The sequence below is a fragment of the Azospirillum canadense genome (genome assembly GCF_025961225.1).
GTDB lineage: Bacteria > Pseudomonadota > Alphaproteobacteria > Azospirillales > Azospirillaceae > Azospirillum > Azospirillum canadense.
The window spans coordinates 16,847-39,773 of sequence record NZ_JAOQNG010000001.1 but is presented as its reverse complement, the minus strand read 5'-3'; the positions used below and the strand labels follow the sequence as shown (position 1 = coordinate 39,773).

Sequence of the window (22,927 nt, the reverse complement as noted above, 5' to 3'; positions counted from 1 at the left end):
TCGATGGACACAAGCTTCGAACGCTTACGCCGACTTCTTCTTGTCGTCGTCCACTTCCTCGAAGTCGGCGTCGACCACGCCCGGCTCGTTCGGGGCCGCACCGGCACCCGCGGCGCCGGCGGCACCGGCACCCGGGGCCTCGCCCTGGCCGGCCTTGTACATGGCCTCGCCCAGCTTCATGGAGACCTGGGCCAGCGCCTCGGTCTTCGCCTTCACGGCCTCAAGATTGTCGCCGTCCAGGACGGACTTCAGCTCGGCGACGGCGGTCTCGGCGGCGGTCTTGTCCGCGGCCGGGATCTTGTCGCCGTTCTCCTTGATGGTCCGCTCGGTCGTGTGGATCAGCGCGTCCGCGTGGTTGCGGGCGTCGACCAGCTCGCGCCGCTTCTTGTCCTCGGCGGCGTGCGACTCGGCGTCCTTCACCATCTTGTTGATGTCGGCGTCCGACAGGCCGCCGGAGGCCTGGATGCGGATCTGCTGCTCCTTGCCGGTGGCCTTGTCCTTCGCCGTGACGCTGACGATGCCGTTGGCGTCGATGTCGAAGGTCACCTCCACCTGCGGCACGCCGCGCGGGGCCGGCGGGATGCCGACCAGGTCGAACTGGCCGAGCAGCTTGTTGTCCGCGGCCATCTCGCGCTCGCCCTGGAAGACGCGGATGGTCACCGCGTTCTGGTTGTCTTCGGCGGTCGAGAAGGTCTGGGACTTCTTGGTCGGGATCGTGGTGTTGCGGTCGATCAGGCGGGTGAACACGCCGCCCAGCGTCTCGATGCCCAGCGACAGCGGGGTCACGTCGAGCAGCAGGACGTCCTTCACCTCGCCCTTCAGCACACCGCCCTGGATGGCGGCGCCGATGGCGACCACCTCGTCCGGGTTCACGCCGCGGTGCGGCTCACGGCCGAAGAACTGCTTCACCGCCTCGATGACCTTGGGCATGCGGGTCATGCCGCCGACCAGGATCACCTCGTCGATCTCGTTGGCCTTCAGGCCGGCGTCCTTGAGCGCGGCCTTGCAGGGCTCGATCGTGCGGGCGACCAGCTCGTCGACCAGGGCTTCCAGCTTGGCGCGGGTCAGCTTGACGTTCAGGTGCTTCGGGCCGGACTGGTCGGCGGTGATGAAGGGCAGGTTGACCTCGGTCTGCATGGCCGAGGACAGCTCGATCTTCGCCTTCTCCGCCGCTTCCTTCAGGCGCTGCAGGGCCAGACGGTCCTTGCGCAGGTCGATGCCCTGCTCCTTCTGGAACTCGTCGGCGAGGTAGTCGATGATGCGGGCGTCGAAGTCCTCACCGCCGAGGAAGGTGTCGCCGTTGGTCGACTTCACCTCGAACACGCCGTCGCCAATCTCCAGCACGGAGATGTCGAAGGTGCCGCCGCCGAGGTCGTAGACCGCGATGGTGCCCGCACCCTTCTTCTCCATGCCGTAGGCGAGCGCTGCCGCCGTCGGCTCGTTGATGATGCGCAGGACTTCCAGGCCGGCGATCTTGCCGGCGTCCTTGGTGGCCTGGCGCTGGCTGTCGTTGAAGTAGGCCGGGACGGTGATGACCGCCTGGGTCACCTTCTCGCCCAGATAGTTCTCGGCCGTCTCCTTCATCTTCTGCAGGATGAAGGCGCTGATCTGCGACGGGCTGTACTTCTTCCCGACGGCTTCCACCCAGGCGTCGCCGTTGTCGCCGGAGATGATCTTGTACGGGACGAGGCCCTGGTCCTTCTTGGTCAGCGGATCGTCGTAGCGACGGCCGATCAGACGCTTGATCGCGAAGAGGGTGTTCTCGGGGTTCGTCACCGCCTGACGCTTGGCCGGCTGGCCGACCAGGCGCTCACCATTCTGCGCGAAGGCGACCATGGACGGGGTGGTCCGGGCGCCCTCGGCGTTTTCGATCACCTTGGCGGCGGAGCCTTCCATGACGGCCACGCAGGAGTTCGTGGTGCCGAGGTCGATGCCAATGACTTTGCTCATGTTCAGCCTCTGTTGTTCGGCAGATTCGTGGCGGCCCGTCTGTTCCGGCACCGCCGCGATCCCCATGGGGTCAGTGGATACGGGTGGGTCAGATCACGACTGTCGCCGGAGATATAGGCAGGTGCGTTTCGGGCTGCAACGCCCCGGTCGTCCACTCAACCGTCAAAAGGAGAATTCGTGTCCGGCACGCCAGGGCATATTGTCGCGCCGGTCCACTCGCGTCGCAAGAGAATACATTCGTAATCAAAGAACTCCGACGTATATACCCGGATATTCACCCCGCCTCGCTGGCGCATGCCGTTGTGTTACAAGACTTTAACAGGGGTTTGCTGGAGTCGACTGGGCTGTTAACTTTTCATTAACAAGTAACGGTGTGCATTTATCGCGCCGATCAATTTGCGGTTGCTCCTTTTATTTGATGTCGCAAGAATCTAATAGTGAACAAGCCGAAGGACTATGCTATATCCGTTCGGAGTAGGCCGCCGTTCTTGTTCGCAGGCGGAGCGGCCAATCGCGGGGACTCACACCGGTATTTCAAGGGGGATCAACATGATGGACGACCGTCGCGACGTGGCCTTGGCCATCAAGTCTTGCCTCGACAGCCTGATGGACGATGCGACGAAGTGCGATCTGGATGATCTCGCCCGCTTCATCAGCCTGGCGGCCATGGCGGCCGAGGAAGCGGCCATGACCTTCGACCCGAAGGCCATGCAGCTGAAGGCGCTGATGGCCGGCGGCGCCGGCCACTGCTGACGGCCCCCGCAAAGCCGCCCCCGCCGGGCGGCTTTGCCGTTTCATGGGGCGTGTTTCCTACAGAATCTCGGCCGACTTGATGGCCTTGTCCAGCAACGCCAAGGTCGCGGCGCAGGATTCGTCGCCATCCATAATCACCGGCAGGCCATAGCTAAACATGGCGACGGCCGCCATTCCCGCGCGCTCGGCACCGACCAACCACAGGTAGTGGGCGTCGGTCCGGCCGTCCTCCTCCGTCAGCATCACCGCCTGGGCGAGCACGCCGTCCTCGCCCCACGGTTCCACCGTGCGGTCGCTGGCGCGCTGGTCGTCCGGGCGCACGAATCGCAGCGCCATCTCGCGCAGCACCGCCGTCACCCCGTCCGGACCCTCCTTGGGCGCGACCCGGTCGGTGACGAGCCGCAGCGTTCCGCCAGCCGGGGCCGGCGGGTGGAAGGCGGCCACGGGGTGTCCCTCATGCTCCTCCACGTCCGGGCGCCAATCGGTGGGCAGCCGGAAGCGCACCACCTCGTTCCATTCGAACACGCGATCCTGTTCGCCGGTCACGGCGTCCTCCTGTTGTCCATTGCCCGGCACTTTAGGCCGAGTCGGGCCCGAATCCAGCCTTGATCGGAATCACGCACCACCCCATCGTTTCGGCGATGATCATCTCCGCCAGCTACAAGACCGACATCCCCGCCTTCTACGGCCGCTGGTTCCTCAATCGTCTGGAGGCCGGATATTGCCGCATGGTGAATCCTTACGGCGGGCAGACCTACCGGATCGACCTGACGCGTCCGGCCGTAGATGGCTTCGTCTTCTGGACGAAGAACGTCGGCCCCTTCCTCGACGCGCTCGACGTGGTGGCGGAGCGTGGCTTCCCCTTCGTCGTGCAGCACAGCGCGACCGGCCTGCCCAGGGCGCTGGAACGCTCCGTCCCCGACTGGGAGCGGGCGGCGGAGCATATGGCGCGGGTGCGCGACCGCTGGGGGCCGCGCGCCGTGGTCTGGCGCTACGATCCCATCCTCACCAGCGACTCGACGCCACCGTCCTGGCACCGTGACACCTTCGCCCGCATGGCCGCCCGCCTGCGCGGCGTGACGGACGAGGCGGTGGTGTCCTTCCTCCAGCCCTACCGCAAGACCGCCCGCAACCTGGACGCCGCCGGCCAGCCCTGGCGCGACCCGGACCCGGAGGAGAAGCGCGCCCTGCTGAGCACGCTCGCGGCGATCGCCGCCGACCAAGGCATGGCGCTGACGCTCTGCACCCAGCCGGAGTTGGCGGGCGTGCCCGGCGTGGCACCCACGCGCTGCGTCGACGCGCAACGCCTGTCCGACGTCGCCGGACGTCCGATCGCGGCCCGGGAAAAGGGCAACCGGCCCGGCTGCTTCTGCGCCGAAAGCCGGGACATCGGCGATTACGACAGCTGCCCGCACGGCTGCGTCTACTGCTACGCCGTCGCCAACCGCGCCACGGCGCAGAAGCGGTTCACGGCGCATGATCCTGAGGGGGAATTCCTGGTGGCACGGGGAGGGGCGAGTGGGACGTACTAATTCTTCACGGATTTCGCGGATTTGAGCGCGGATTTCAGGAATAAAGATTGATGATCGCGCCCAAAGCTCATGAAAAATCCGGTCATCCGCGGCAAAATCCGCGAAATCCGTGAAGATTGAGTGCTTCTCCAACGGGGTGGAGTTACGGGCAAACCTTCTTCACCGTCTCGACCAGCTTGTCGGGGTTGAAGGGCTTGACCAGCCAGCCGGTGGCGCCGGCTTCGCGGCCCGCGGTCTTCTTGGCGGGGTCGGCTTCGGTCGTCAGCAGCAGCACCGGGGTGGCGCGGTTCAGCGCGCTGGTGCGGATCGCCTTGGTCAGGGCCAGCCCGTCCAGGCCCGGCATGTTCAGGTCGGTGATGATGCAGTCGAACTTCTGCTTGTTGACCTGCGCCAGTCCCGCCGCGCCGTCCGCCGCCTCCGTGACGGCGTAGCCGGCCTTCTGCAGCGTGAAGGAGACCATGTCGCGGATGGTCTTGGAATCGTCGACGGTCAGGATGCTCTTGGGCACGGTTCCGGTTCCCTGTTCGCGCGTGCGGTGCGTAAGGATGCCTTAGGCATGTTGCGCCGTTGCGTCAACTCGGGGAAGGACGAACCGCGGCAATGCGCCGCGCCAAGCCCTGAAACGCAAAGGGCCCGCCATGATGGCGGGCCCTCGGATGGATCGTCGTGCAATCAGGCCCCGAATCAGGCCTTCGTGTCGACGTGCTGGCCGCCGGCCTCGTTCGGGCCGCCCTTGGCGACGCCGACCATGGCCTCGCGCAGCAGGCGGCCGTGGATGGTGTAGCCGGGCTGCAGCACCTGAACGACCGTGCCGGCCGGCTTGCCGGTGTGCTCGATCTCGAACATCACCTGATGGAAGTTCGGGTCGAACAGCTCCCCGGTCGGGTCGATCTTCTTGATGCCGGCGCGGTCGAAGGCGGCGAACAGCTGGCGCTCGGTCGCCTCGACGCCGACGGCCAGGCCCTTCAGCATCTCGTCCTTCTCGCGGCCCTCCGCCGGCACGGCGTCGAGCGCGCGGCGCAGGTTGTCGGCCACGGTGACCAACTCCTTGGCGAAGCTGGACACGGCGAACTTGCTGGCGTCCTCGCGGTCGCGCTGGGCGCGGCGGCGGGTGTTCTCCACCTCGGCCATCTGGCGCAGCAGCTGGTCCTTCAGGCTGGCGACCTCGGCCTCCAGCTTGGCGACGCGGTCACCGGCATCGCCGGCGGCTTGGGCGGCACCTTCGGGACCCTGGTTGGCGGTCTCGGTCGTATCCACCTCGGCTTCGGCGGGCTTGTTCTGCTCTTCGCTCATGGCTCTCTCGCAATCGTCTCTTATGGATCGTCTGGTCATTCGAAGCGTGGGGAAGCGGCCGTCAGCGGAACCCCGTCTATCCGACGAGGCGGCTGATGACCTTCGCTGTATAATCCACCAGCGGGATGATGCGGGCATAATTGATGCGGGTCGGGCCGATCACGCCGATGGCGCCGATGACCTGCTCGCGGCTGTTCTGGAACGGCGAGATGATCAGCGAACAGCCGGAGTGGTTGAACAGCACGTTCTCCGCACCGATGAAGATCTGCACGCCATCGCCCTGGCCGGTGGCGTCCAGCAGGCGCAGCATGGTCTCCTTGGTCTCCAGCGCCTCGAACAGGGAGCGCACGCGCTCCAGGTCCGACAGCGCCGTGACATCCTCCAGCAGCTTGGCCTGGCCGCGCACGATCAGGTGGCCGCCGTCCTGGCTGCTGCTGCCGGCCCAGGTGGCGAGCCCGGCGGCGACCACCCGGCGCGACAATTCGTCCAGCTCGGTCTTCTGCTCCTCAATCTCGCGCAGGACGGCTTGGCGCGCCTCGTCCAGCGTGCGGCCGACCAGCTTCGCGCTGAGGAAGTTGGACACCATCTGCAGGGTGGAGGCGGGGACGCCGACCGGCACCTCGATGACGCGGTTCTCGACCAGCCCGTCCTCGTTGACCAGCACGACCAGCGCCCGGCCGGGAGCCAGCGACACGAACTCGATGTGCTTCAGCGGCCGGTCGGTCTTCGGCGCCAGCACCAGCCCGGCGCAGTGCGACAGGCCCGACAGCATGCCGGACGCCTCCCGCATCACGTCCTGCAGGGACCGGCCGGAGGAGGAGACCTTCGCCTCGATCGACTCGCGCTCGTCCTCCGTCAGGCTGCCGATCTCCAGCAGGCCGTTGACGAACAGGCGCAGGCCAGCCTCCGTCGGGATGCGGCCGGCGGAGGTGTGGGGGGCGTACAGCAGCCCCTGCTCCTCCAGGTCGGCCATGACGTTGCGGATGGTCGCGGGGGACAGGGCCATGCCGAGCCTCCGCGAGATCGTGCGCGAGCCCACCGGCTCGCCGGTCGCCACATAGGCGTCGACGATCAGCCGGAAGATCTCGCGGGACCGTTGGTTCAGCTCGGTGATCATGGGTCGGATTGTAACCGGACGGCATGAAGGGTTGCGGCGTCCCGAATTTAGGCAGGTATTCCCCCCGAATCAACGTGCGCCCCGGTTGCGCGCTGGACGGACGGCGCTTCGGGCGTTAGCTTGCCGGCCGTTTTCAACAGACCTGCGGATATGCCCGATGCGTCCCTCCGGCCGCGCCCACGACCAGCTGCGCACCGTGTCCCTTGAGCCCCACTTCAGCAAATACGCCGAGGGCTCCTGCCTGGTGCGCTTCGGCGACACGCACGTGCTCTGCACCGCCAGCGTGGACGAGGGCGTGCCGCGCTTCCTGAAGAACACGGGTCTCGGCTGGGTTACCGCCGAATATGGCATGCTGCCGCGCTCCACCCACAGCCGCACCGACCGCGAGGCGGCCAAGGGCAAGCAGTCCGGCCGCACGCAGGAAATCCAGCGCCTGATCGGCCGCGCGCTGCGCGCCGTCACCGACCGCGCCGCCATGGGCGAGAAGCAGATCAAGGTCGACTGCGACGTCATCCAGGCCGACGGCGGCACCCGCACCGCGGCGATCACCGGCAGCTTCGTCGCCCTGCACCTGGCCTTCCAGCACCTGCTGGAGATCGGCGCCATCAAGACCATGCCGCTGACCGACCATGTCGCGGCCGTGTCCTGCGGCATCTACAAGGGCACCAGCGTGCTCGACCTCGACTACGCCGAGGATTCCAACGCCCAGGCCGACGCCAACTTCGTGCTGACCGGCAACGGCGGCATCGTCGAGGTCCAGGGCACCGCCGAGGAGAAGCCCTTCGCCGAGCCGCAGTTCATGGAGCTGCTGGCGCTCGCCCGCAAGGGCATCGACGAGCTGGTCGCCCTGCAGAAGGACGCCGTCCGGAAGAAGTAAGGCTCCGTTTTCCCCACCCTCCCGCTTCGCGGGTCCCTCCCTCCCCGCTGGGCGGGGGAGGGCCTGTTTGCGAAGCCGGCGGCAGTCCCCTCCCCCGCCCAGCGGGGGAGGGCTAGGGTGGGGGCAAGCGCCCGCGATACGTAAGGACATCCCCCCAATGACCACCCCCCGCCGCTTCACCGGCGACACGCTCGTGATCGCCAGCCACAACAAGGGCAAGGTGCGCGAGATCGCCGACCTGCTCGGCCCCTATGTCGCCACCTTCACCTCCGCCGGCGACCTCGGCCTGCCGGAGCCGGAGGAGACGGGCACGAGCTTCGTCGCGAACGCGGAGCTGAAGGCGCTGGCCGCGGCCGGGGCCGGTCATGTGGCGCTGGCCGACGACAGTGGGCTGGTGGTCCCGGCGCTGAACGGCGACCCCGGCATCTACTCCGCCCGCTGGGCCGGCCCGTCCAAGGACTTCGCGATGGCGATGCAAAAGGTGGAGGACGGTCTTGCGGGAAACGCCGACCGCTCCGCCTATTTCGTCTGCGCGCTGTCGCTCGCTTGGCCGGACGGCCATGTGGAGACGGTGGAGGGCCGCTGCACCGGCACGCTGGTCTGGCCGCCGCAGGGCGAAAAAGGGTTCGGCTACGATCCGATGTTTAAACCGGACGGGCACGGCATCACATTCGGCGAGATGGACCCGGCCAAGAAGCACGAGATGAGCCACCGGGCCGACGCCTTCCGCCAGCTTGTGGAGCGATGCTTCAAGTGACAGCTGATCCTGGGTTCGGGATCTACATCCACTGGCCCTTCTGCAAGTCGAAGTGCCCCTATTGCGACTTCAACAGCCATGTCCGCGAGCGGATCGAGCACGACCGCTGGCGCAGCGCGCTGCTGCGGGAGCTTGACCATTACGCGGACGCAACGGCCGGTCGCAAGGTAACCTCCGTCTTCTTCGGCGGCGGCACGCCCTCGCTGATGGAGCCGACGACGGTGGCCGCGGTGCTGGAGCGCATCGCCGCGCGCTGGCCGGTCGCCGACGGATTGGAAGTGACGCTGGAGGCCAACCCGACCTCCGTGGAGGCCGACAAGTTCCGCGCCTTCCGCTCCGCCGGGATCAACCGCGTCTCGCTGGGCATCCAGGCGCTGGACGACGCTTCGCTGAAGTTCCTCGGCCGCCAGCACAACGCGGCGGAGGCCACCGGCGCCATCGCGCTGGCCGCGAAGACCTTCGATCGTTTCAGTTTCGATCTGATCTACGCCCGCCCCGGCCAGACCGTCGCGGCGTGGGAGGCGGAGCTGACCCGCGCGCTCGATTACGCCGTCGGCCACCTCTCCGTCTACCAGTTGACCATCGAGGAGGGCACCGCCTTCTTCCCCCTGCACGCGCGGGGCGAGCTGGTCCTGCCCGACGAGGATCTGGCCGGCGACCTGTACGAGGCGACCCACAGCCTGTTGAACCGCGCCGGCCTGCCGGCCTACGAGATCTCCAACCACGCCCGTCCAGGCGAGGAGAGCCGCCACAACCTAACCTATTGGCGCTATGGCGATTACGTCGGCGTCGGCCCCGGCGCGCACGGCCGGCTGACGCTGGATGGCGCCAAATTCGCCACCCGCGCCCACCGCGCCCCGGAGATCTGGCTGGAGCGCGTGGAACGCGACGGCCACGGCGCCGCCACCCCCGACCCCATCGGTCGCGACGCCCGCGGGTCGGAGCTTCTGATGATGGGGCTGCGCCTCAGCGAGGGCGTTGCCCGCGCCCGTCTGGTGGAGGAGACGGGCCGCGACCTGCCAGACCTCGTGGACGCCCGCGCGCTCGACCGGTTGGTTTTCGGCGGCTTCCTGGAGGTGACCGACACCACCCTGCGCGCCACGCACGACGGGCGGCAGCGGCTGAACGCGGTGCTGGGGACCTTGCTGGCCTGAGGGGCGCCGCCGAAAGACGAGCCCAAGCGACAAAACCGGACGCCGCCTGTGACCCCGCGCCGCCTGTGACATTGTGTCCGGTGCGGTATCCGGCTACGCTTCGTCAACATACGTTTAAAGTTTGTACGCAAAAGCTCTGACTTGTGACGTCGTCCGGCCGAGAAGCCGGCCGCGGGAAAAGACAGAGCAAAACCCATGATCCTGACCAAGCTTTCCATCCGGGCCAAGCTGTGGGGCCTCGTGGCCGCAGCCTCCGTCGCCGCCTTTGCCATCGCCGGCGCCGGCCTCTACCTCAACTATCACCGGATGTACCAGGACCGGCTGGACACGCTGAAGGCGGTCGTGGAACTGGGCGTCACCTTGGCCACCACGCTGGAGGCCGACGCCGCGTCCGGCAAGATCACCCGCGACGAGGCGCAGGCGCGCTTCCGCGCCGCGGCGGCCGGCATCCGTTACGCGGGCGGAAAGGAATACATCTTCGCCCACACGATGGACGGCTTCGGCTTCGCCCACATCAACCCGAAGATGGTCGGCGCCGACGTCAAGCCGCTGAAGTCGGCCAACGGCGTCCACATGATCGAGGAGTTCATCCGCCTGGTCCGCGCGACCGGCGAAGGCGTGCTGGAATACGATTGGCCGCGCACGGTCGGCGGCACCGACCTGGCGCTGAAGGTCGGCTACGTCCGTGGCTTCGCGCCGTGGAATGTCTTCATCGGCAGCGGCATCTTCGTCGACGACATCCGGACAGCCTTTCTCGACCAGCTCTGGACGCTGGCGGCGGTCATCGCGGTGCTGGCGCTGCCGGCCATCGGCCTGATCGCCTGGGTCGGCGCGGACCTCAGCCGCGTGCTGCGCGCCCTGGGCGCCAAGATGCGCACGCTCGCCGACGGCGACCTCACCACCCGCTTCCCGGAGGCCGAGCGCGGTGACGAGATCGGCGCCATGGCTCAGGCGGCCCTGGTCTTCCAGCGCAACGCGCAAGACAAGGAGCGGCTGGAGGCCGGGCAGGCCGAAGCCACCCGCCGCGCGGAGGAGGAGAAGCGCCAGTCCATGCTGTCGCTGGCCGCCCGCTTCGAGCAGAGCGTCGGCGCGGTGGTCCGCACCGTTTCCGACTCGGCGGCGACCATGGAGGCCCGTGCGGCGGAGATGTCCCGCGCCGCCAGCCAGACCGACCAGCTGGCGACGACCGTCGCCGCGGCGACCGAGCAGACCTCCGCCAACGTCCAGACCGTGGCCGCCGCGTCGGAGGAGCTGTCCAGCTCCATCCACGAGATCAGCCGCCAGGTCGCCGAGTCGTCGCGCATCGCGGCGGAGGCGGTCGGGCTCAGCGGCCGCGCCAACGACAAGGTCGGCGGTCTGGCCGAGGCGGTGCAGAAGATCGGCGCGGTGGTGCAGCTGATCAACGACATCGCCAGCCAGACCAACCTCCTGGCGCTCAACGCCACCATCGAGGCGGCGCGGGCCGGGGAGGCCGGCAAGGGCTTCGCCGTCGTCGCGTCGGAGGTGAAGGCGCTTGCCAACCAGACCGCCAAGGCGACGGAGGAGATCGCCGCCCAGGTCTCCAACATCCAGACGGTGACCGGCGAGGCGGTCGGCGAGATCCAGGGCGTCACCCAGGTGATCGTCCGCGTGAACGAGATCGCGACCTCCATCGCCTCCGCTGTTGAGGAGCAGGGGGCGGCGACCCGCGAGATCAGCCGCAGCGTTCAGGAAGCGGCCAGCGGCACGCAGGAGGTCTCGGCCAACATCTCCGGCGTCACCGGCGCCGCCACCCAGAGCGGCGAAACCGCCCGCGACGTGCTGGAGATGTCGCGCCAGCTCGGCCATCAACTGGACACGCTGCACCGCCAAGTTGGCGGCTTCCTGGAGCAGCTGCGCGCGGCGTAAGGTGGGTTTGAGAAGAAGGAGAGGGCAGGGATGAGAATCAGTCTCGTGGTGGCGGTGGCGCGCAACGGCGTGATCGGCCGCAACGGCACCCTGCCCTGGCACCTGCCCGGCGACCTGAAGCGCTTCCGGGAACTGACCATGGGCAAGCCCATCCTGATGGGCCGCCGCACCTGGGACTCGCTCCCCCGCAAACCGCTCCCCGGCCGCGACAACCTCGTTGTCAGCCGCAGCCACCCGGCGGGGGAGCACGACGGCGCCGTCTGGTTCGGCGATCTCGACTCGGCGCTGTCCTGGTGCCGCGACCGCGGCGTCCCCGAGGTCAGCGTGATCGGCGGCGCCGAACTCTTCCGCGAAACCCTGCCGCTCGCCGACCTCATCCACCTGACCCGCGTCGAACAGGACGTGGAAGGCGACACCCACATGCCCCCCCTCGGCCCGGATTGGACGGAAATGCACTCCGGCCCACTCCAGACCGAAAACGGCCTCCCCTACCGCTACGTGGACTGCGTGCGCAGACCAAACCCCGCCCAATAGTCCCCTCTCCCCTCCGGGGAGAGGGAAAACGCCTGTTGGGATGGGGGATCGAGGGAGAAGGCCCTTACGCGGCCTTGTTCTCGCGATGCCGCCGCTCGATGGCGTCCCACAGCGTGGCTTCCAGCGCTGAGCCGTTCAGGCGGTTGATCTCCTGGATGCCCGTGGGCGAGGTTACGTTGATCTCGGTCATGTAGTCGCCGATCACGTCGATGCCGACGAACAGCAGGCCCTTCTTGCGCAGGACCGGGCCGATGGCCTTGCAGATCTCCTGCTCGCGCGGGGTCAGGTCGGTTTTCTTGGCGCTGCCGCCGGCGTGGAAGTTGGCGCGGGCCTCGCCGTCCTGGGGCATGCGGCTGACGGCGCCGGCCGGCTCGCCGTCGATCAGGATGATGCGCTTGTCGCCCTGGCGGATCTCCGGCAGGTACTTCTGCACGATCACCGGCTCGCGGTAGAGCTGGGTGAAGAGTTCCAGCAGCGAGCCCAGGTTCTCGTCGTCCGGCTTCAGGTGGAAGACGCCGGCGCCGCCGTTGCCGAACAGCGGCTTGACGATGATGTCCTTGTATTGGGCGCGGAAGTCCAGGATGGCCTGCTTGTCGCTGGTGATCAGCGTCGGCGGCATCAGGTCGGGGAAGTGGGTGACGAACAGTTTCTCCGGCGCGTTGCGCACCTCGGCCGGGTCGTTCAGCACCAGCACCTTGGGCTGGATGTGCTCCAGCAGGTGCGTCGCGGTGATGTAGGCCATGTCGAAGGGCGGGTCCTGGCGCATCAGCACCACGTCCATGGTCGACAGGTCCACCAGCTTGGACTCACCCAGCGTGTAGTGGGCGCCCTTCTGGCGGACGACGCTCATCTCCCGCACGCGGGCCGTGAGCTTGTTGCCGGTCAGGCTGAGGTCGCGCGGGTGGTAGTGGTACAGCGTGTGCCCGCGCTTCTGCGCCTCCAGCGCCATCATGAAGCTCGAGTCCGTGTCGATATTGATGGACTCGATGGGGTCCATCTGGAAGGCGACGGCAAGGCTCATGCGGGCAATCTCCGAAACGGACGTATTAGGGAATCAGTTCAGGCGGTTCTTCAGCTGCTGAATCAGCGCGGCGGTCTGGTGGCGGTGCCGGTCGCTGTCGGTCAGCTCCATGAAGGTTTCCAGCGCCGCGATGGCGGCGCCAAGGTTGTTGCTGTGCGCCTCCAGCAGGCCGGTCTCGCGCCACAGCGACGGCTCCCTGGGCGCGAACAGGCGCATGGCCTCCAGCACCTCCAGCGCCTTGGGGACGTCGTGGGCGGAGAGATGGCGCAGCTTGATGTTGTTCTGAAGCCGCAGCAGCACGTCGCGGTTCGACACGGGCTGGTAATGGCCGGGCTCCAGCTCCGCCGCGCTGCCGGCGGTGGCCTTCAGCAGGTCGCGCAGGTCCACGGCGGTGCGCACCTGCCCCTCGTTGAAGGGGTCCAGGATGGCGCGGGCGCCGTCGGCGTCCATGCGCACCAGGAAATGGCCGGGGAAGTTCAGGCCCAGAATCGGCCAGCCCTGCGACCGGGCGGCGTGCATGAACAGGATGCCCAGAGCCACCGGCAGGCCGCGGCGGCGGTCGATGACGCGCAGCAGGTTGGCGTTCTGCAAATCGTCGTAGGTGTCGTGGTCGCCGCCGTAGCCGTGCCGCTCCACGATCACCTCGTGCAGCAGGGCGATGCGCGTCTCCAGGCTGTCGGCGGCGGGGTTGTTGCGCTGGGCCAGGTCGTCCACGAGGACCGCGATGTGCCGGCGGTAATCCTCCAGCGCAACGTTGGGCAGCTCCAGGCTGCCGAGCGCCAGGGCGGCCTCCGCCAGGTCGATCTCGTCGTCCGGCTGCTGCCCCACGCGGCGTAGGATCTCGCGGGCTTCGGCGCGGCTGGTCAAAGGAGCGTCCTTCTCGATCAAACGGGGCCAGAAAGGGTGGGCATTCCGGTCCTAAACGCGCCAGGCGTCCTCAAGGTGGCGCGGCCAGGACCAAGGGGTAACGAGCATGACGTCGAAGCGCAAGGCATAGCCCGCATATTGGGGGTGCGCCGCCAGATAGACATGCGCGGCGCGCGCAAGCCTGCCGCGCTGCCGGGCGCTCACCGCCTCGCTGGCGCTGGCCCAGTCGGCGCGCGCCTTCACCTCCACCACGGCCAGCGTCTTGCCGCGCCGGGCCACGATGTCGATCTCGCCCATGGGCGTGCGCAGGCGGCTGTCCAGGATGCGGTATCCCTTCAGCCGCAGGGCCAGCCGGCACAGCTGCTCGGCGAAGCGCCCGTAGCCCTCGGCCCGGCGGCGCAGCGCGGTGGGGGCGGTCACGGCGTCTCCCCCTTCTTCTCCTCTTTCCCTGCCCGCGCCAGCTCCAGCGCGCGGGCGTACACGGCGCGCTTGTGCTGGCCGGTGCGGGCGGCAACGTCGGCGGCGGCGTCGCGGACGGACAGGCGGGTCAACGCCTCGCGCAGCAGGGCGTCGACGTCGGCCTCGGTCGGGGTGGCCTCCTCGCCGGGCGGGCCGATGACCAGCACGACCTCCCCCTTGGGCGGGCCATGCTCCGCGTAGTGGGCGGCCAGCTCGGGCAGGGGGCCGCGCCGCACCTCCTCGTACAGCTTGGTCAGCTCGCGGGCCACGGCGGCCTCGCGCGGGCCCAGGATGTCGGCGAGGTCGGCCAGCGATTCGGGCAGCCGCTGCGGCGACTCGAAGAAGACCAGCGTGGCCGGCACGCCCTTCAGCTCCCCCGCGGCGGCGCGGCGGGCGCTGCTCTTGTTGGGCAGGAAGCCCGCGAACAGGAAGCGGTCGGTCGGCAGGCCCGACAGCACCAGCGCCGCCAGCGGGGCCGAGGCGCCGGGCAGGGTGGTGACCGCCACGCCTTCCGCCACGCACTCCCGCACCAGCTTGTAGCCGGGGTCGGAGACCAGCGGCGTGCCCGCGTCGGTGACCAGCGCGATGGATTCGCCCGCCTTCATGCGACCGATCAGGACCGGACGCATCTTGGCCGCGTTGTGTTCATGGTAGGAGACGAAGGGCGTGTGGATGCCGTGGATGCCCATCAGCTTGGCCGTCACCCGCGTGTCCTCGCAGGCGATGGCGTCGGCGCGCTTCAGGACATCGAGCGCGCGCAGCGTGATGTCGGCGGCGTTGCCGATGGGGGTCGCGACGACATAAAGGCCGGCGCCGAGTTTACTTGCGGCCCTCGGCTCGCTACCTTCAGCGTCACTAGAGGCCTGGGGTCCCTTGGCGGGATCCTGCGCCGGACCGGATGTGGAGATCGTCGGTGGCACGCTTGACAACACCTTTCTCGCGCGCTCGGGGGCGGCACGCTGCCGCCGCACTGTTGGTTGTTGGCATGCTTTCGGCTTGCTCGTCGAATGTAAAGGCCCCGGCGCCGGTGACTCAAGCGCCTCCAGCCGCCCCGGTGCTTCCCGTTGAACCGCAGGTCGCCAAAGTGGCGATCCTGCTGCCGCTGTCCGGCCCCAACGCGCAGATCGGCCAGTCCCTGCTGGAAGCGGCGCAGATGGCGCTGTTCGACCTCGCCGGCGACCGGTTCGAGCTGCTGCCCCGCGACACCAAGGGAACGCCGAACGGCGCCGCCGACGCCGCCCGGCAGGCGGTGGCGGAGGGTGCCCGCCTGATCCTCGGCCCGCTGTTCGCCGCCGACGTGGCGGCGGTGCGGCCCATCGCGCAGAACGCGGGCGTGGAGGTCCTGGCCTTCACCAACGACTGGACCCAGGCCGGCAACGGCACCTACGTCATGGGCTTCGTGCCCGGCGACCAGGTGAACCGCGTGGTTGGCTTCGCCCGCTCCCGCGGGGTCACCCGCTACGTGGCGCTCGCCCCGCGCAACGCCTACGGCGACGCGGTGGTCACCGCGCTCCAGAACACGACCCGGCAGCTCGGCGGGCAGGTGGCGCAGGTGGAACGCTACGACCCGGCGGTGACCGACCTCAGCCTGCCGGCGAAGCAGGTGACCCAGGCGGGCGTGCAGCCGCAGGCGGTGATGCTGGCCGAAGGCGGCCCGCGCGCCCAGGGGCTGGCCAACGCGTTGGCCGCCAACGGCGTCAACCCGCAGCAGGTGCGGCTGCTCGGCACCGGCCTGTGGGACGACCCGACGCTCGGGCAGGAGCCGGCGCTGAACGGTGCCTGGTTCGCCGCCCCGGCGCCGCAGACCCGCGCCGACTTCGAACAGCGCTTCGAGCAGACCTACGGGCACAAGCCGCCGCGCATCGCGACGCTGTCCTACGACGCGACGGCGATCGCCGCGGTGCTGACCAAGATGAACGCCGCGGCCCCATTCGACCGCACGGCGCTGACCAACCCCAGCGGCTTCGAAGGCATGGACGGCCTGTTCCGCCTGCGCCCGAACGGGCAGGTGGAGCGCGCGCTGGCCGTGCTGGAGGTCGCCCCCAACGGCGCCCGCGTCCTCGACCCGGCGCCGTCCAGCTTCGAGCTGCTGGGGCAGTAAGGGAAAGCCCTTCTCCTCTCCGGAGGAGAAGGGCTGGGCTTGCTAGGAGTTCACCCGCGCGAGCCGCCGGGCGTTGGCGCGTACGGTGCGGTAGGCCGGGGTCATGCCGGCGTGGGTCAGGGCGGCCGCCGACTCGACCATGTAGATGGCGGCGTGCAGGCCGGCCTCGAAGGACTCGGTCAGGGCGCGGCGCTGAAGCTCGACAAAATCCGCTGGGGAACGGCACTGGCCGAGCCCGGTGACCAGGTGCATCGCCGTCTGCAACTGTCCCTGGACCAGGGCGAACCAGGCCTGATGCGCCTCGCCCACGCCCGTGGCGACCGCGTGGGTGGCCTCCACCATCGCCTCCACCTTCTCCGAGCCCATGCGGACGAACTCCGGGTTGGCGAAATCGATGGGGTTGCCGAGCGCCGCGGCCATCATGGCGGTGCGATAGCCGATGGTCTGGGCGGCGGCGACGCCCATTTCCCCGGTCTTGACGCTGGTGCGGGTCAAGTCCCCCGCCACCGCGAGCAGGCGTTCCGTCGGTTCGCCGTTGCCGGCCTTGCGTCTCGCCATAACCCTGCACCTCATCCGGAAAAGAAAAGACCCGGAGCCAACGCTGCACTGCAGCATTTGGTTCCGGGTCGATCCTTACAATGATATGCGCCCGCGCGTCCAGCGCGCGGTTGGGCAGCGCGCGGTCGGCGTCAGATCGCGGCGAGCGCGCGGTCCAGGTCCTCGATTATGTCCTGGGCGTCCTCCAGCCCGACGGACAGGCGCAGCAGGTTCGGCGTGATGTTCGCCGCCACCTTCTCTTCCGGCGTCAGCTTGGAGTGGGTGGTGGTGTCCGGGTGGGTGATCAGGCTCTTCGCGTCGCCCAGGTTGTTGGAGATCATCACCATGCCCAGGTCGTTCAGCGCGCGGAACGCCTCCGCCTTGCCGCCCTTCAGGAAGATCGACAGCATCGTGCCGCCGCCGGTCATCTGGCTGCGGACGAGGTCGTGCTGCGGATGGCTGACCAGGCCCGGATAGAGCACGCGCTCCACCTTCGCGTGGCCTTCCAGGAACTCCGCCACCTTCAGGGCGGACGCGCTCTGCGCCGCGACGCGCAGTTCCAGCGTCTCCAGCCCCTTCAGCAGGATCCAGGCGTTGAAGGGCGAAATGGTCGGGCCGGTGTGGCGCAGGTAAGGATGGATCACCTCCGCCCCGTACTTCTTGTCGTTGGTCAGGATGACGCCGCCCAGACAGCGGCCCTGGCCGTCGATGTGCTTGGTGGCCGAATAGACGACCACGTCGGCGCCCATCTCGAACGGGCGCTGGAGCACGGGCGTGGCGAAGGCATTGTCCACCACCACCTTGGCCCCGGCCTTGTGCGCCAGCGCGCTGACGGCGCGGAGATCCACGACCTCAAGGCCCGGGTTGCTCGGCGTTTCCAGGAACACGGCCTGGGTCGGCTTGGACAGGGCGGTCTCCCACTGGGCGAGGTCGGTGCCGTCGACGAACACGGCCTCCACCCCGAAGCGGGCCGACAGCTCCTTGATCACCCAATAGCAGGAGATGAACAGCGAGCGCGGCGCCACGATGCGGTCGCCGTGGCGCAGGTTGCACCAGAGCGCGGCGTGCACCGCGGCCATGCCGGTGGTGGTGGCGTAGGCCCATTCCGCGCCCTCGTACTCGGCCAGCCGGTCCTCGAACATGGCGGTGGTCGGGTTGCGGAAGCGCGAATAGACGTGGCGGCTGCCGTCGTTGGCGAAGGCGTGCTCCGCCTCCTCGGCCGAGCCGTAGACGTAGCCGGAGGTCTGGAACAGCGCCTCGGAGGTCTCGTCGAAGCCGGACCGGCGGATGCCGCCGTGGACCAGCTTGGAACGGGGACGGAGCCCGGCGACGTTCGGAGTGCGATGATCGGTGCGTGCCATGACCGCTTGATTCCCTTTGTCCGCCGGCGGGGCCGACCGGCCAAAACAAAAAACGCCCCGACCGTTCGGGTCGAGGCGCGGATGCGGCTCGGACCTTTTTAGCGGATTGTTTTACGTGGCCCGCAAGCCGGTCGACCAAATCACCACGTGCATCGCTTTTAGGACCGGGGGCGTCCCGCCGTCAAGACCGAAGCGCGGGGTTTGTTGCGCGGGGCTGCGTCAACAACCCGCAGGCGTATGCGCCCGGCGTCCCTTGCCCGCTGCGGGTTGCGGCGGGATCATAGGACCTACCGACCGGGGCTCACCGACCAGGATGAGTGCAACGATGCAGTATCGCCTGGACAACGAGGAGCATTTCGCCCGCCTCGTGCTGACCGGCCGCTTCACCGGCCTGGACGCCGACCCGGTGCGCCGGGTGATCGCCGACCTGAAGCAGGGACAGGCGCGCCATTGCCTGCTCGACCTCACGGGGCTGGAGTTCATCGACAGCGCCGGCATCGGCATGCTGCTGGTCATCAACGGGGAGGCCGCCTCGGCCGGCAAGCACCTCGCCATGCTATCGGCGGGCGGGCAGGTGCGGAAAACCATCGAGCTGACGCGGATCGCCATGATCATCCCGGTCTTCGAGACGGTCGGGGACTACATCGCCGTCAACGTGCCGGAAGCCGCGCTGGCCAAGGCCCACCCCTGCGCCCCCGGCGAGGACCCGCTGGCCGTCGCCGCCCGCGCGCTGAAGGTCACCGCCGCACGGTAGCCGGGGCTTCCGGATAGGGGACTCGCGCCGTGTCGGCACGGTCCCCATGTGCGGAATTCGTCCGGAATTCGGACATGTCCGTTCCATGTGGGGGAGGCATAGGATGGTTCATCTTCGGGACACGCTGAAGTCTGAGGCCGCGAAGGCTGCCGCGCGCGAGGGCCGTTCGCTCGACCAGTTCGTGAACGAGGCCGTCGAGGAAAAGCTGCGCCACGCGCGCCACGTCACCACCATCCAGGACCGCGGCGCGCCCGTGGAGGACGCCCGGGAAGACGGTGGCGTCGAAGCGGCGCGATAACAGACATCACCACAGAGACACGGAGACACAGAGGGGTGGATGCCTCCGTGTCTCCGTGTCTCTGTGGTGAAATCCCCGCGTCACCCCTTCCGCAGCCCGGCGTGGCGCAGGCAGCGGTCGATCCATTGCGCGGTCAGCTTTTCCTGCACGGCGTTCTGCTGAAGCCGCTGGTTCAGGTTCGCGAAATCCACCCGGTCAAGGCTCTGGTCCTGGTTGAAGCAGGAGAAGACCACCGTCTCCTTCCCCGTCGCCGGGTCGGTGTGCCGTTGCAGGCACTGGGCGCAGATCTCCTTCATCATGCATTGCATGGGGGAGTTGATGGAGCCGATGCCGACATGGCCCGGCTTCAGGAAGGGTTTCAGCACCCCGTGCCGCGCCGACCCCACCGCCGCCATCATGCGGTCGGAGCCGATGGCGACGATGCGGTCCACATCCTCCAGCCGCAAATCAACCGGCCCCAGCTCGCCGACCGCAAAGGCGCGCATGGCTTCCACGATGTTACCGACAAAAGCCTTGTCGCCGGGGCGGGTGGGGATGAAGCCCGGGGCCTCGTCGCAGCACCAGACCACGCGGTCGGCGGCGGCCTCGATCTGGTCCACCTTGTAGCGGTCCTCGATCCGCTTGTAGCCGGCGAAATAGACGACCTTGCTGCCGCGTGCCCGGCAGGCCTGCCCGATGGAGAACAGCACCGCGTTGCCGAGTCCGCCGCCGACGAGGCAGACGGTTTCCCCCTCCGGGATCTCGGTCGGTGTACCGGTCGGCCCCATCACGACCACCGGGTCGCCAGGCTTCAGCACGGCGCAGAGGTCGGACGAGCCGCCCATCTCCAGCACGATCATCGACAGGAGCCCGGCCTCCTTGTCCACCCAGGCGCCCGTCAGGGCGAGTCCTTCCATCGCCAGCGTAGTCCCGTCGACCCGTTGCGACAGCGTTTCGAAGTTTTGCAGGCGGTAGAACTGTCCGGGTTCGAAACGACGTGCGGCGGCCGGGGCCTTCACCACCACCTCCACGATGGTCGGGGTCAGGCGGGCAACGGTGTGCACGGTCGGCCGTAGGTCGGCGTTCAGCCGCCGGACCAACTCCGTCGCCGGCACGGGGGAGGGCGCGCGGCGGGCCAGCGCGCGGCTGACCACCGGGTAGCCCTGCTTCGCCCCGCCCATCGCCTTCACCACGTTGCCGGAGAAGGAGGGGTGCAGGTCGCCGAAGAAGCTGAGGTAGCGGCCGTCCGGCGCACGGGCCATCAGCACGCGGGCTTCGGCCGGCTTGCACAGCCGTTCCGGCGTCACCGGGTGGCCGTCCTCGTCGATGGCGCGGAAGGTGCGGCCGTCCAGTTCCACCCACTCCGGTTCCTCGCGGGCCAGCACGGTGTTGGGCTGGGTGCCGGCGGCGACCAGGATGGTGCGGGCGGGGATGCGCGCGTCCAGCGCGGCCGGCGCTACCACCCCGTCTGGCCCGACCGGGTTGATCGCCAGGTGGATGGCCTGGGCCGCCCCCGTCTCGTCGATCTCCACACCGCGCGGGGTCGCGCATTCCAGGAAGCGGATGCCCTCGGCCAGCCCGTGCGCGACCTCCTCGTGGTTCAGGGTGTAGCTGGGGCTGTCGATCAGGCGGCGGCGGTAGGCGATGGTCGAGCCGCCCCAGCCTTGCAGTAGCGCCAGCACGCGCGACTCCCGCCCTTCCTCCAGGGCGGCGGCGCGCTCGGCGCGGATGGCGCGGGCGTGGGCCAGGAACTCGTCGGCCAGTTCCGCCTCGGCCGGGGTCCAGCGGGCGCGAGCGGCGGCTTCGCCCTTTTCGGCCGCCAGGGCCTCGAAGCGGGCCAGGAACTTCTCGATCTGCACGGGGTAGTAGGCCAGCGCCTCCGTCGCCGTGTCGATGGCGGTCAGGCCACCGCCGATGACGACGATGGGCAGCCGGACCTGCAGGTTGGCGATGCTGTCCGCCTTGGCCGCCCCGGTCAGCTGCAAGGCCATCAGGAAGTCCGACGCCTGCCGCACCCCGCGGGCCAACCCGTTCGCCATGGGAATGACGGTCGGCTTGCCGGCTCCCATGCACAGGGCGATGTGGTCGAACCCGAGATCTAGCGCGTCGTCGATGGTCAAGGTGCCGCCGAACCGCACGCCGCCGATGATGGACATGCGCGACCGCCGCTCCAGCAGCAGCCGGATGACCTTCAGGAAGTTCTTGTTCCAGCGCACGGTGATGCCGTACTCGGCCACCCCACCGAATCCCGCCATCACCCGCTCGTCCAGCCGGTCGAACAGGTCGTGCACGTCGTGGATCGGGCGGAAGGGCACGCGCTTGCCGCCGGGCAGCACGCCGGACAGGCCCGCGGGCAGCGGCTCGATCTTCAAGCCGTCGACGCCCACCACCGTGTGGCCGTCGTTCATCAGGTGGTGCGCCAGTGTGAAGCCGGCCGGCCCCAGCCCGACCACCAGAACCTTGTACCCGCTGTCCGGCCGCATCAGCGGGCGGCGCAGGTCCAACGGGTTCCAGCGCGTCAGCAGGCTGTAGATCTCGAAGCCCCAAGGCAGTTCCAGCACGTCTTTCAGCGTGCGGGTTTCCGCCTGCGGGATGTCCACCGGCTCCTGCCGCTGGTAGATGCAGGCCTTCATGCAGTCGTTGCAGATGCGGTGGCCGGTGCCGGCGCACATGGGGTTGTCCACCACCACCATGGCCAGTGCGCCGATCGGCACACCTTCCGCCTTGAGGGTGTGCATCTCCGAAATCTTTTCCTCCAGCGGGCAGCCGTTCAGCGGCACGCCGAAGGCGCTCTTCTGGAACTCCCCGGTCTTGCGGTCGCGCAGCCCCTTGGAGCAACTGTCCTTGCCCTGGTTGTGGCACCAGATGCAGTAGTTGGCCTCGTCCAGCGCCCCGGCCAGATCGGTGCCGGGGTCGGTGAGCCCGAACCCCTGCCGTTCACGTTGGACCTGCTCCGGCAGCCGCATCATGGTGACGCCGTGCAGCTCCACCGTTTCCACGGGCACGAGGTGCTGCGGGTCGGTCTTGTGCGGCAGCTGGAACAGCACACCGGCCCCGTGCTTGGCGCGCCCGGCCTCGGTGAACAGCGCCCAGGCGGCGTAGCGGGCGGCGGTGTCCAACTGGGCGGCGTGCGCCGCCTCGTTCTCCATCCAGGCGTTCAGCCGGCGGGCGAGTCCGATCTCCGTCAGGGGAGCGCCCAGCCAGTCCTCCAGCCTTGCGGCCAGCTCCGCGCCATCCAGCCCGGCGACCGCGTCCGGCTTCACCGCCTTCGCGGCGCGGCGCTGCACGAACAGGCGCTTGGCGGTGTAGAGCGGCGCCAGGGCTGTGTGGCGCCCGCGCAGCTCCTCCAACTCGGCCCGGATGCCAAAGAGGGCGGCGAGGAAATCCTCCAGATGGGGGCCGAGCGCGATCAGCAGGTCGCTTTCGGCCTTGCCGTCCAGCGCGCCGGGCTCCGCGCGGGCGGCGAGCAGGCGGTTGGCCAGCTCCCGGTCGGCCTCCGCCAGACAGTCCAGGAAGGCGCGGTCGAGTCGCGCCAAACCACCGTGGTCGTACAGATCCTCGAAGACCAAACCAAAGGGCAGGGAAAGGTCCGCCATCGCCGCTCCGCTTCGGAAGCTGTTGGGCACACTGACATTTGTAACACCGGGACCACCGCCCTTCACCCGAATCCGGGCTTGTGGTGCCGGTGGTACCCCG

At 68.7% G+C, this 22,927-nt stretch carries 22 protein-coding genes and 1 riboswitch; of the genes, 10 read left to right on the top strand and 12 right to left on the bottom strand.

The window, feature by feature from the left end; genetic code table 11:
• Positions 1-24: 24 nt before the first annotated feature.
• Positions 25-1,950, bottom strand: a complete 1,926-nt coding sequence (dnaK, locus tag M2351_RS00165) for a molecular chaperone DnaK (RefSeq protein ID WP_264654162.1) — start codon at positions 1,948-1,950, stop codon at positions 25-27.
• A gap of 549 nt (positions 1,951-2,499) precedes the next feature.
• Between dnaK and M2351_RS00160 the strand changes: the two genes are divergently transcribed.
• Positions 2,500-2,703 carry a hypothetical protein gene (locus tag M2351_RS00160; RefSeq protein ID WP_209767864.1) on the top strand — a complete coding sequence of 68 codons (204 nt, stop codon included), beginning with the start codon at positions 2,500-2,502 and terminating at the stop codon, positions 2,701-2,703.
• A 57-nt stretch (positions 2,704-2,760) separates the two neighbouring features.
• Here the strand turns inward: M2351_RS00160 and M2351_RS00155 are convergent, their stop codons facing one another.
• On the bottom strand, positions 2,761-3,249 hold the full coding sequence (locus tag M2351_RS00155; RefSeq protein WP_264654161.1) for a hypothetical protein: 489 nt from the start codon (positions 3,247-3,249) through the stop codon (positions 2,761-2,763).
• A 95-nt stretch (positions 3,250-3,344) separates the two neighbouring features.
• On the opposite strand from M2351_RS00155, the gene M2351_RS00150 reads away from it, so the two are divergent.
• Positions 3,345-4,235 (top strand): DUF1848 domain-containing protein, encoded by an 891-nt coding sequence (locus M2351_RS00150; RefSeq protein ID WP_264656807.1) that lies wholly within the window; start codon positions 3,345-3,347, stop codon positions 4,233-4,235.
• Between the two features lie 142 nt (positions 4,236-4,377).
• Here the strand turns inward: M2351_RS00150 and M2351_RS00145 are convergent, their stop codons facing one another.
• The 3 genes from M2351_RS00145 to hrcA all read right to left on the bottom strand — a co-directional run bounded on the left by M2351_RS00145 (position 4,378) and on the right by hrcA (position 6,645).
• The gene (locus tag M2351_RS00145; RefSeq protein ID WP_264654160.1) at positions 4,378-4,743 is read right to left on the bottom strand and encodes a response regulator; all 366 of its coding nucleotides are present in this window, start codon (positions 4,741-4,743) and stop codon (positions 4,378-4,380) included.
• A 176-nt stretch (positions 4,744-4,919) separates the two neighbouring features.
• A complete protein-coding gene (grpE, locus tag M2351_RS00140) occupies positions 4,920-5,528 on the bottom strand; it encodes a nucleotide exchange factor GrpE (RefSeq protein WP_264654159.1) in 609 nt (202 codons plus the stop codon).
• Positions 5,529-5,604: 76 nt separating this feature from the next.
• Entirely contained in the window at positions 5,605-6,645 is a 1,041-nt protein-coding gene (gene hrcA / locus M2351_RS00135; protein WP_209767870.1) for a heat-inducible transcriptional repressor HrcA, read from the bottom strand.
• A 157-nt stretch (positions 6,646-6,802) separates the two neighbouring features.
• Here hrcA and rph point away from each other — a divergent pair, with 157 nt between their 5' ends.
• The 5 genes from rph to M2351_RS00110 all read left to right on the top strand — a co-directional run bounded on the left by rph (position 6,803) and on the right by M2351_RS00110 (position 11,854).
• On the top strand, positions 6,803-7,522 hold the full coding sequence (gene rph / locus M2351_RS00130; protein ID WP_264654158.1) for a ribonuclease PH: 720 nt from the start codon (positions 6,803-6,805) through the stop codon (positions 7,520-7,522).
• A 157-nt stretch (positions 7,523-7,679) separates the two neighbouring features.
• Entirely contained in the window at positions 7,680-8,279 is a 600-nt protein-coding gene (rdgB, locus tag M2351_RS00125) for an RdgB/HAM1 family non-canonical purine NTP pyrophosphatase (RefSeq protein WP_264654157.1), read from the top strand.
• Entirely contained in the window at positions 8,267-9,433 is a 1,167-nt protein-coding gene (gene hemW / locus M2351_RS00120) for a radical SAM family heme chaperone HemW (RefSeq protein ID WP_264654156.1), read from the top strand. The genes rdgB and hemW overlap by 13 nt, the downstream gene beginning before the upstream one ends.
• 195 nt (positions 9,434-9,628) lie before the next feature.
• Positions 9,629-11,320 carry a methyl-accepting chemotaxis protein gene (locus tag M2351_RS00115; protein WP_264654155.1) on the top strand — a complete coding sequence of 564 codons (1,692 nt, stop codon included), beginning with the start codon at positions 9,629-9,631 and terminating at the stop codon, positions 11,318-11,320.
• Positions 11,321-11,350: 30 nt separating this feature from the next.
• Positions 11,351-11,854, top strand: coding sequence for a dihydrofolate reductase (locus M2351_RS00110; RefSeq protein WP_264654154.1), 504 nt, complete (start codon positions 11,351-11,353; stop codon positions 11,852-11,854).
• A gap of 64 nt (positions 11,855-11,918) precedes the next feature.
• Here M2351_RS00110 and gshB read toward each other — a convergent pair whose 3' ends face one another.
• Genes gshB through rsmI form a run of 4 tightly spaced genes read right to left on the bottom strand, consistent with a single transcriptional unit; the run spans position 11,919 to position 15,121 of the window.
• Complete coding sequence (gshB, locus tag M2351_RS00105) at positions 11,919-12,875, bottom strand: glutathione synthase (protein ID WP_264654153.1); 957 nt, start codon at positions 12,873-12,875, stop codon at positions 11,919-11,921.
• 33 nt (positions 12,876-12,908) lie between these two features.
• The gene (locus M2351_RS00100; protein ID WP_264654152.1) at positions 12,909-13,742 is read right to left on the bottom strand and encodes a SirB1 family protein; all 834 of its coding nucleotides are present in this window, start codon (positions 13,740-13,742) and stop codon (positions 12,909-12,911) included.
• Between the two features lie 51 nt (positions 13,743-13,793).
• Entirely contained in the window at positions 13,794-14,162 is a 369-nt protein-coding gene (locus M2351_RS00095) for a YraN family protein (protein ID WP_264654151.1), read from the bottom strand.
• Positions 14,159-15,121 (bottom strand): 16S rRNA (cytidine(1402)-2'-O)-methyltransferase, encoded by a 963-nt coding sequence (rsmI, locus tag M2351_RS00090; protein WP_264654150.1) that lies wholly within the window; start codon positions 15,119-15,121, stop codon positions 14,159-14,161. The genes M2351_RS00095 and rsmI overlap by 4 nt, the downstream gene beginning before the upstream one ends.
• Positions 15,122-15,285: 164 nt before the next feature.
• Here rsmI and M2351_RS00085 point away from each other — a divergent pair, with 164 nt between their 5' ends.
• Complete coding sequence (locus tag M2351_RS00085; RefSeq protein WP_264654149.1) at positions 15,286-16,302, top strand: penicillin-binding protein activator; 1,017 nt, start codon at positions 15,286-15,288, stop codon at positions 16,300-16,302.
• A 42-nt stretch (positions 16,303-16,344) separates the two neighbouring features.
• Here M2351_RS00085 and M2351_RS00080 read toward each other — a convergent pair whose 3' ends face one another.
• Positions 16,345-16,860, bottom strand: coding sequence for a phasin family protein (locus tag M2351_RS00080; protein WP_264654148.1), 516 nt, complete (start codon positions 16,858-16,860; stop codon positions 16,345-16,347).
• A 131-nt stretch (positions 16,861-16,991) separates the two neighbouring features.
• Positions 16,992-18,200: an O-succinylhomoserine sulfhydrylase gene (gene metZ, locus M2351_RS00075; protein ID WP_264654147.1), complete on the bottom strand. Its 1,209-nt coding sequence runs from the start codon at positions 18,198-18,200 to the stop codon at positions 16,992-16,994.
• 77 nt (positions 18,201-18,277) lie between these two features.
• A riboswitch (SAM riboswitch) is annotated at positions 18,278-18,357 on the bottom strand.
• A gap of 168 nt (positions 18,358-18,525) precedes the next feature.
• On the opposite strand from metZ, the gene M2351_RS00070 reads away from it, so the two are divergent.
• Positions 18,526-18,954: an STAS domain-containing protein gene (locus M2351_RS00070; RefSeq protein WP_264654146.1), complete on the top strand. Its 429-nt coding sequence runs from the start codon at positions 18,526-18,528 to the stop codon at positions 18,952-18,954.
• 103 nt (positions 18,955-19,057) lie between these two features.
• Positions 19,058-19,252: a hypothetical protein gene (locus tag M2351_RS00065; protein ID WP_264654145.1), complete on the top strand. Its 195-nt coding sequence runs from the start codon at positions 19,058-19,060 to the stop codon at positions 19,250-19,252.
• A gap of 80 nt (positions 19,253-19,332) precedes the next feature.
• Here the strand turns inward: M2351_RS00065 and M2351_RS00060 are convergent, their stop codons facing one another.
• The gene (locus tag M2351_RS00060) at positions 19,333-22,827 is read right to left on the bottom strand and encodes an FAD-dependent oxidoreductase (protein ID WP_264654144.1); all 3,495 of its coding nucleotides are present in this window, start codon (positions 22,825-22,827) and stop codon (positions 19,333-19,335) included.
• Positions 22,828-22,927: the final 100 nt, after the last annotated feature.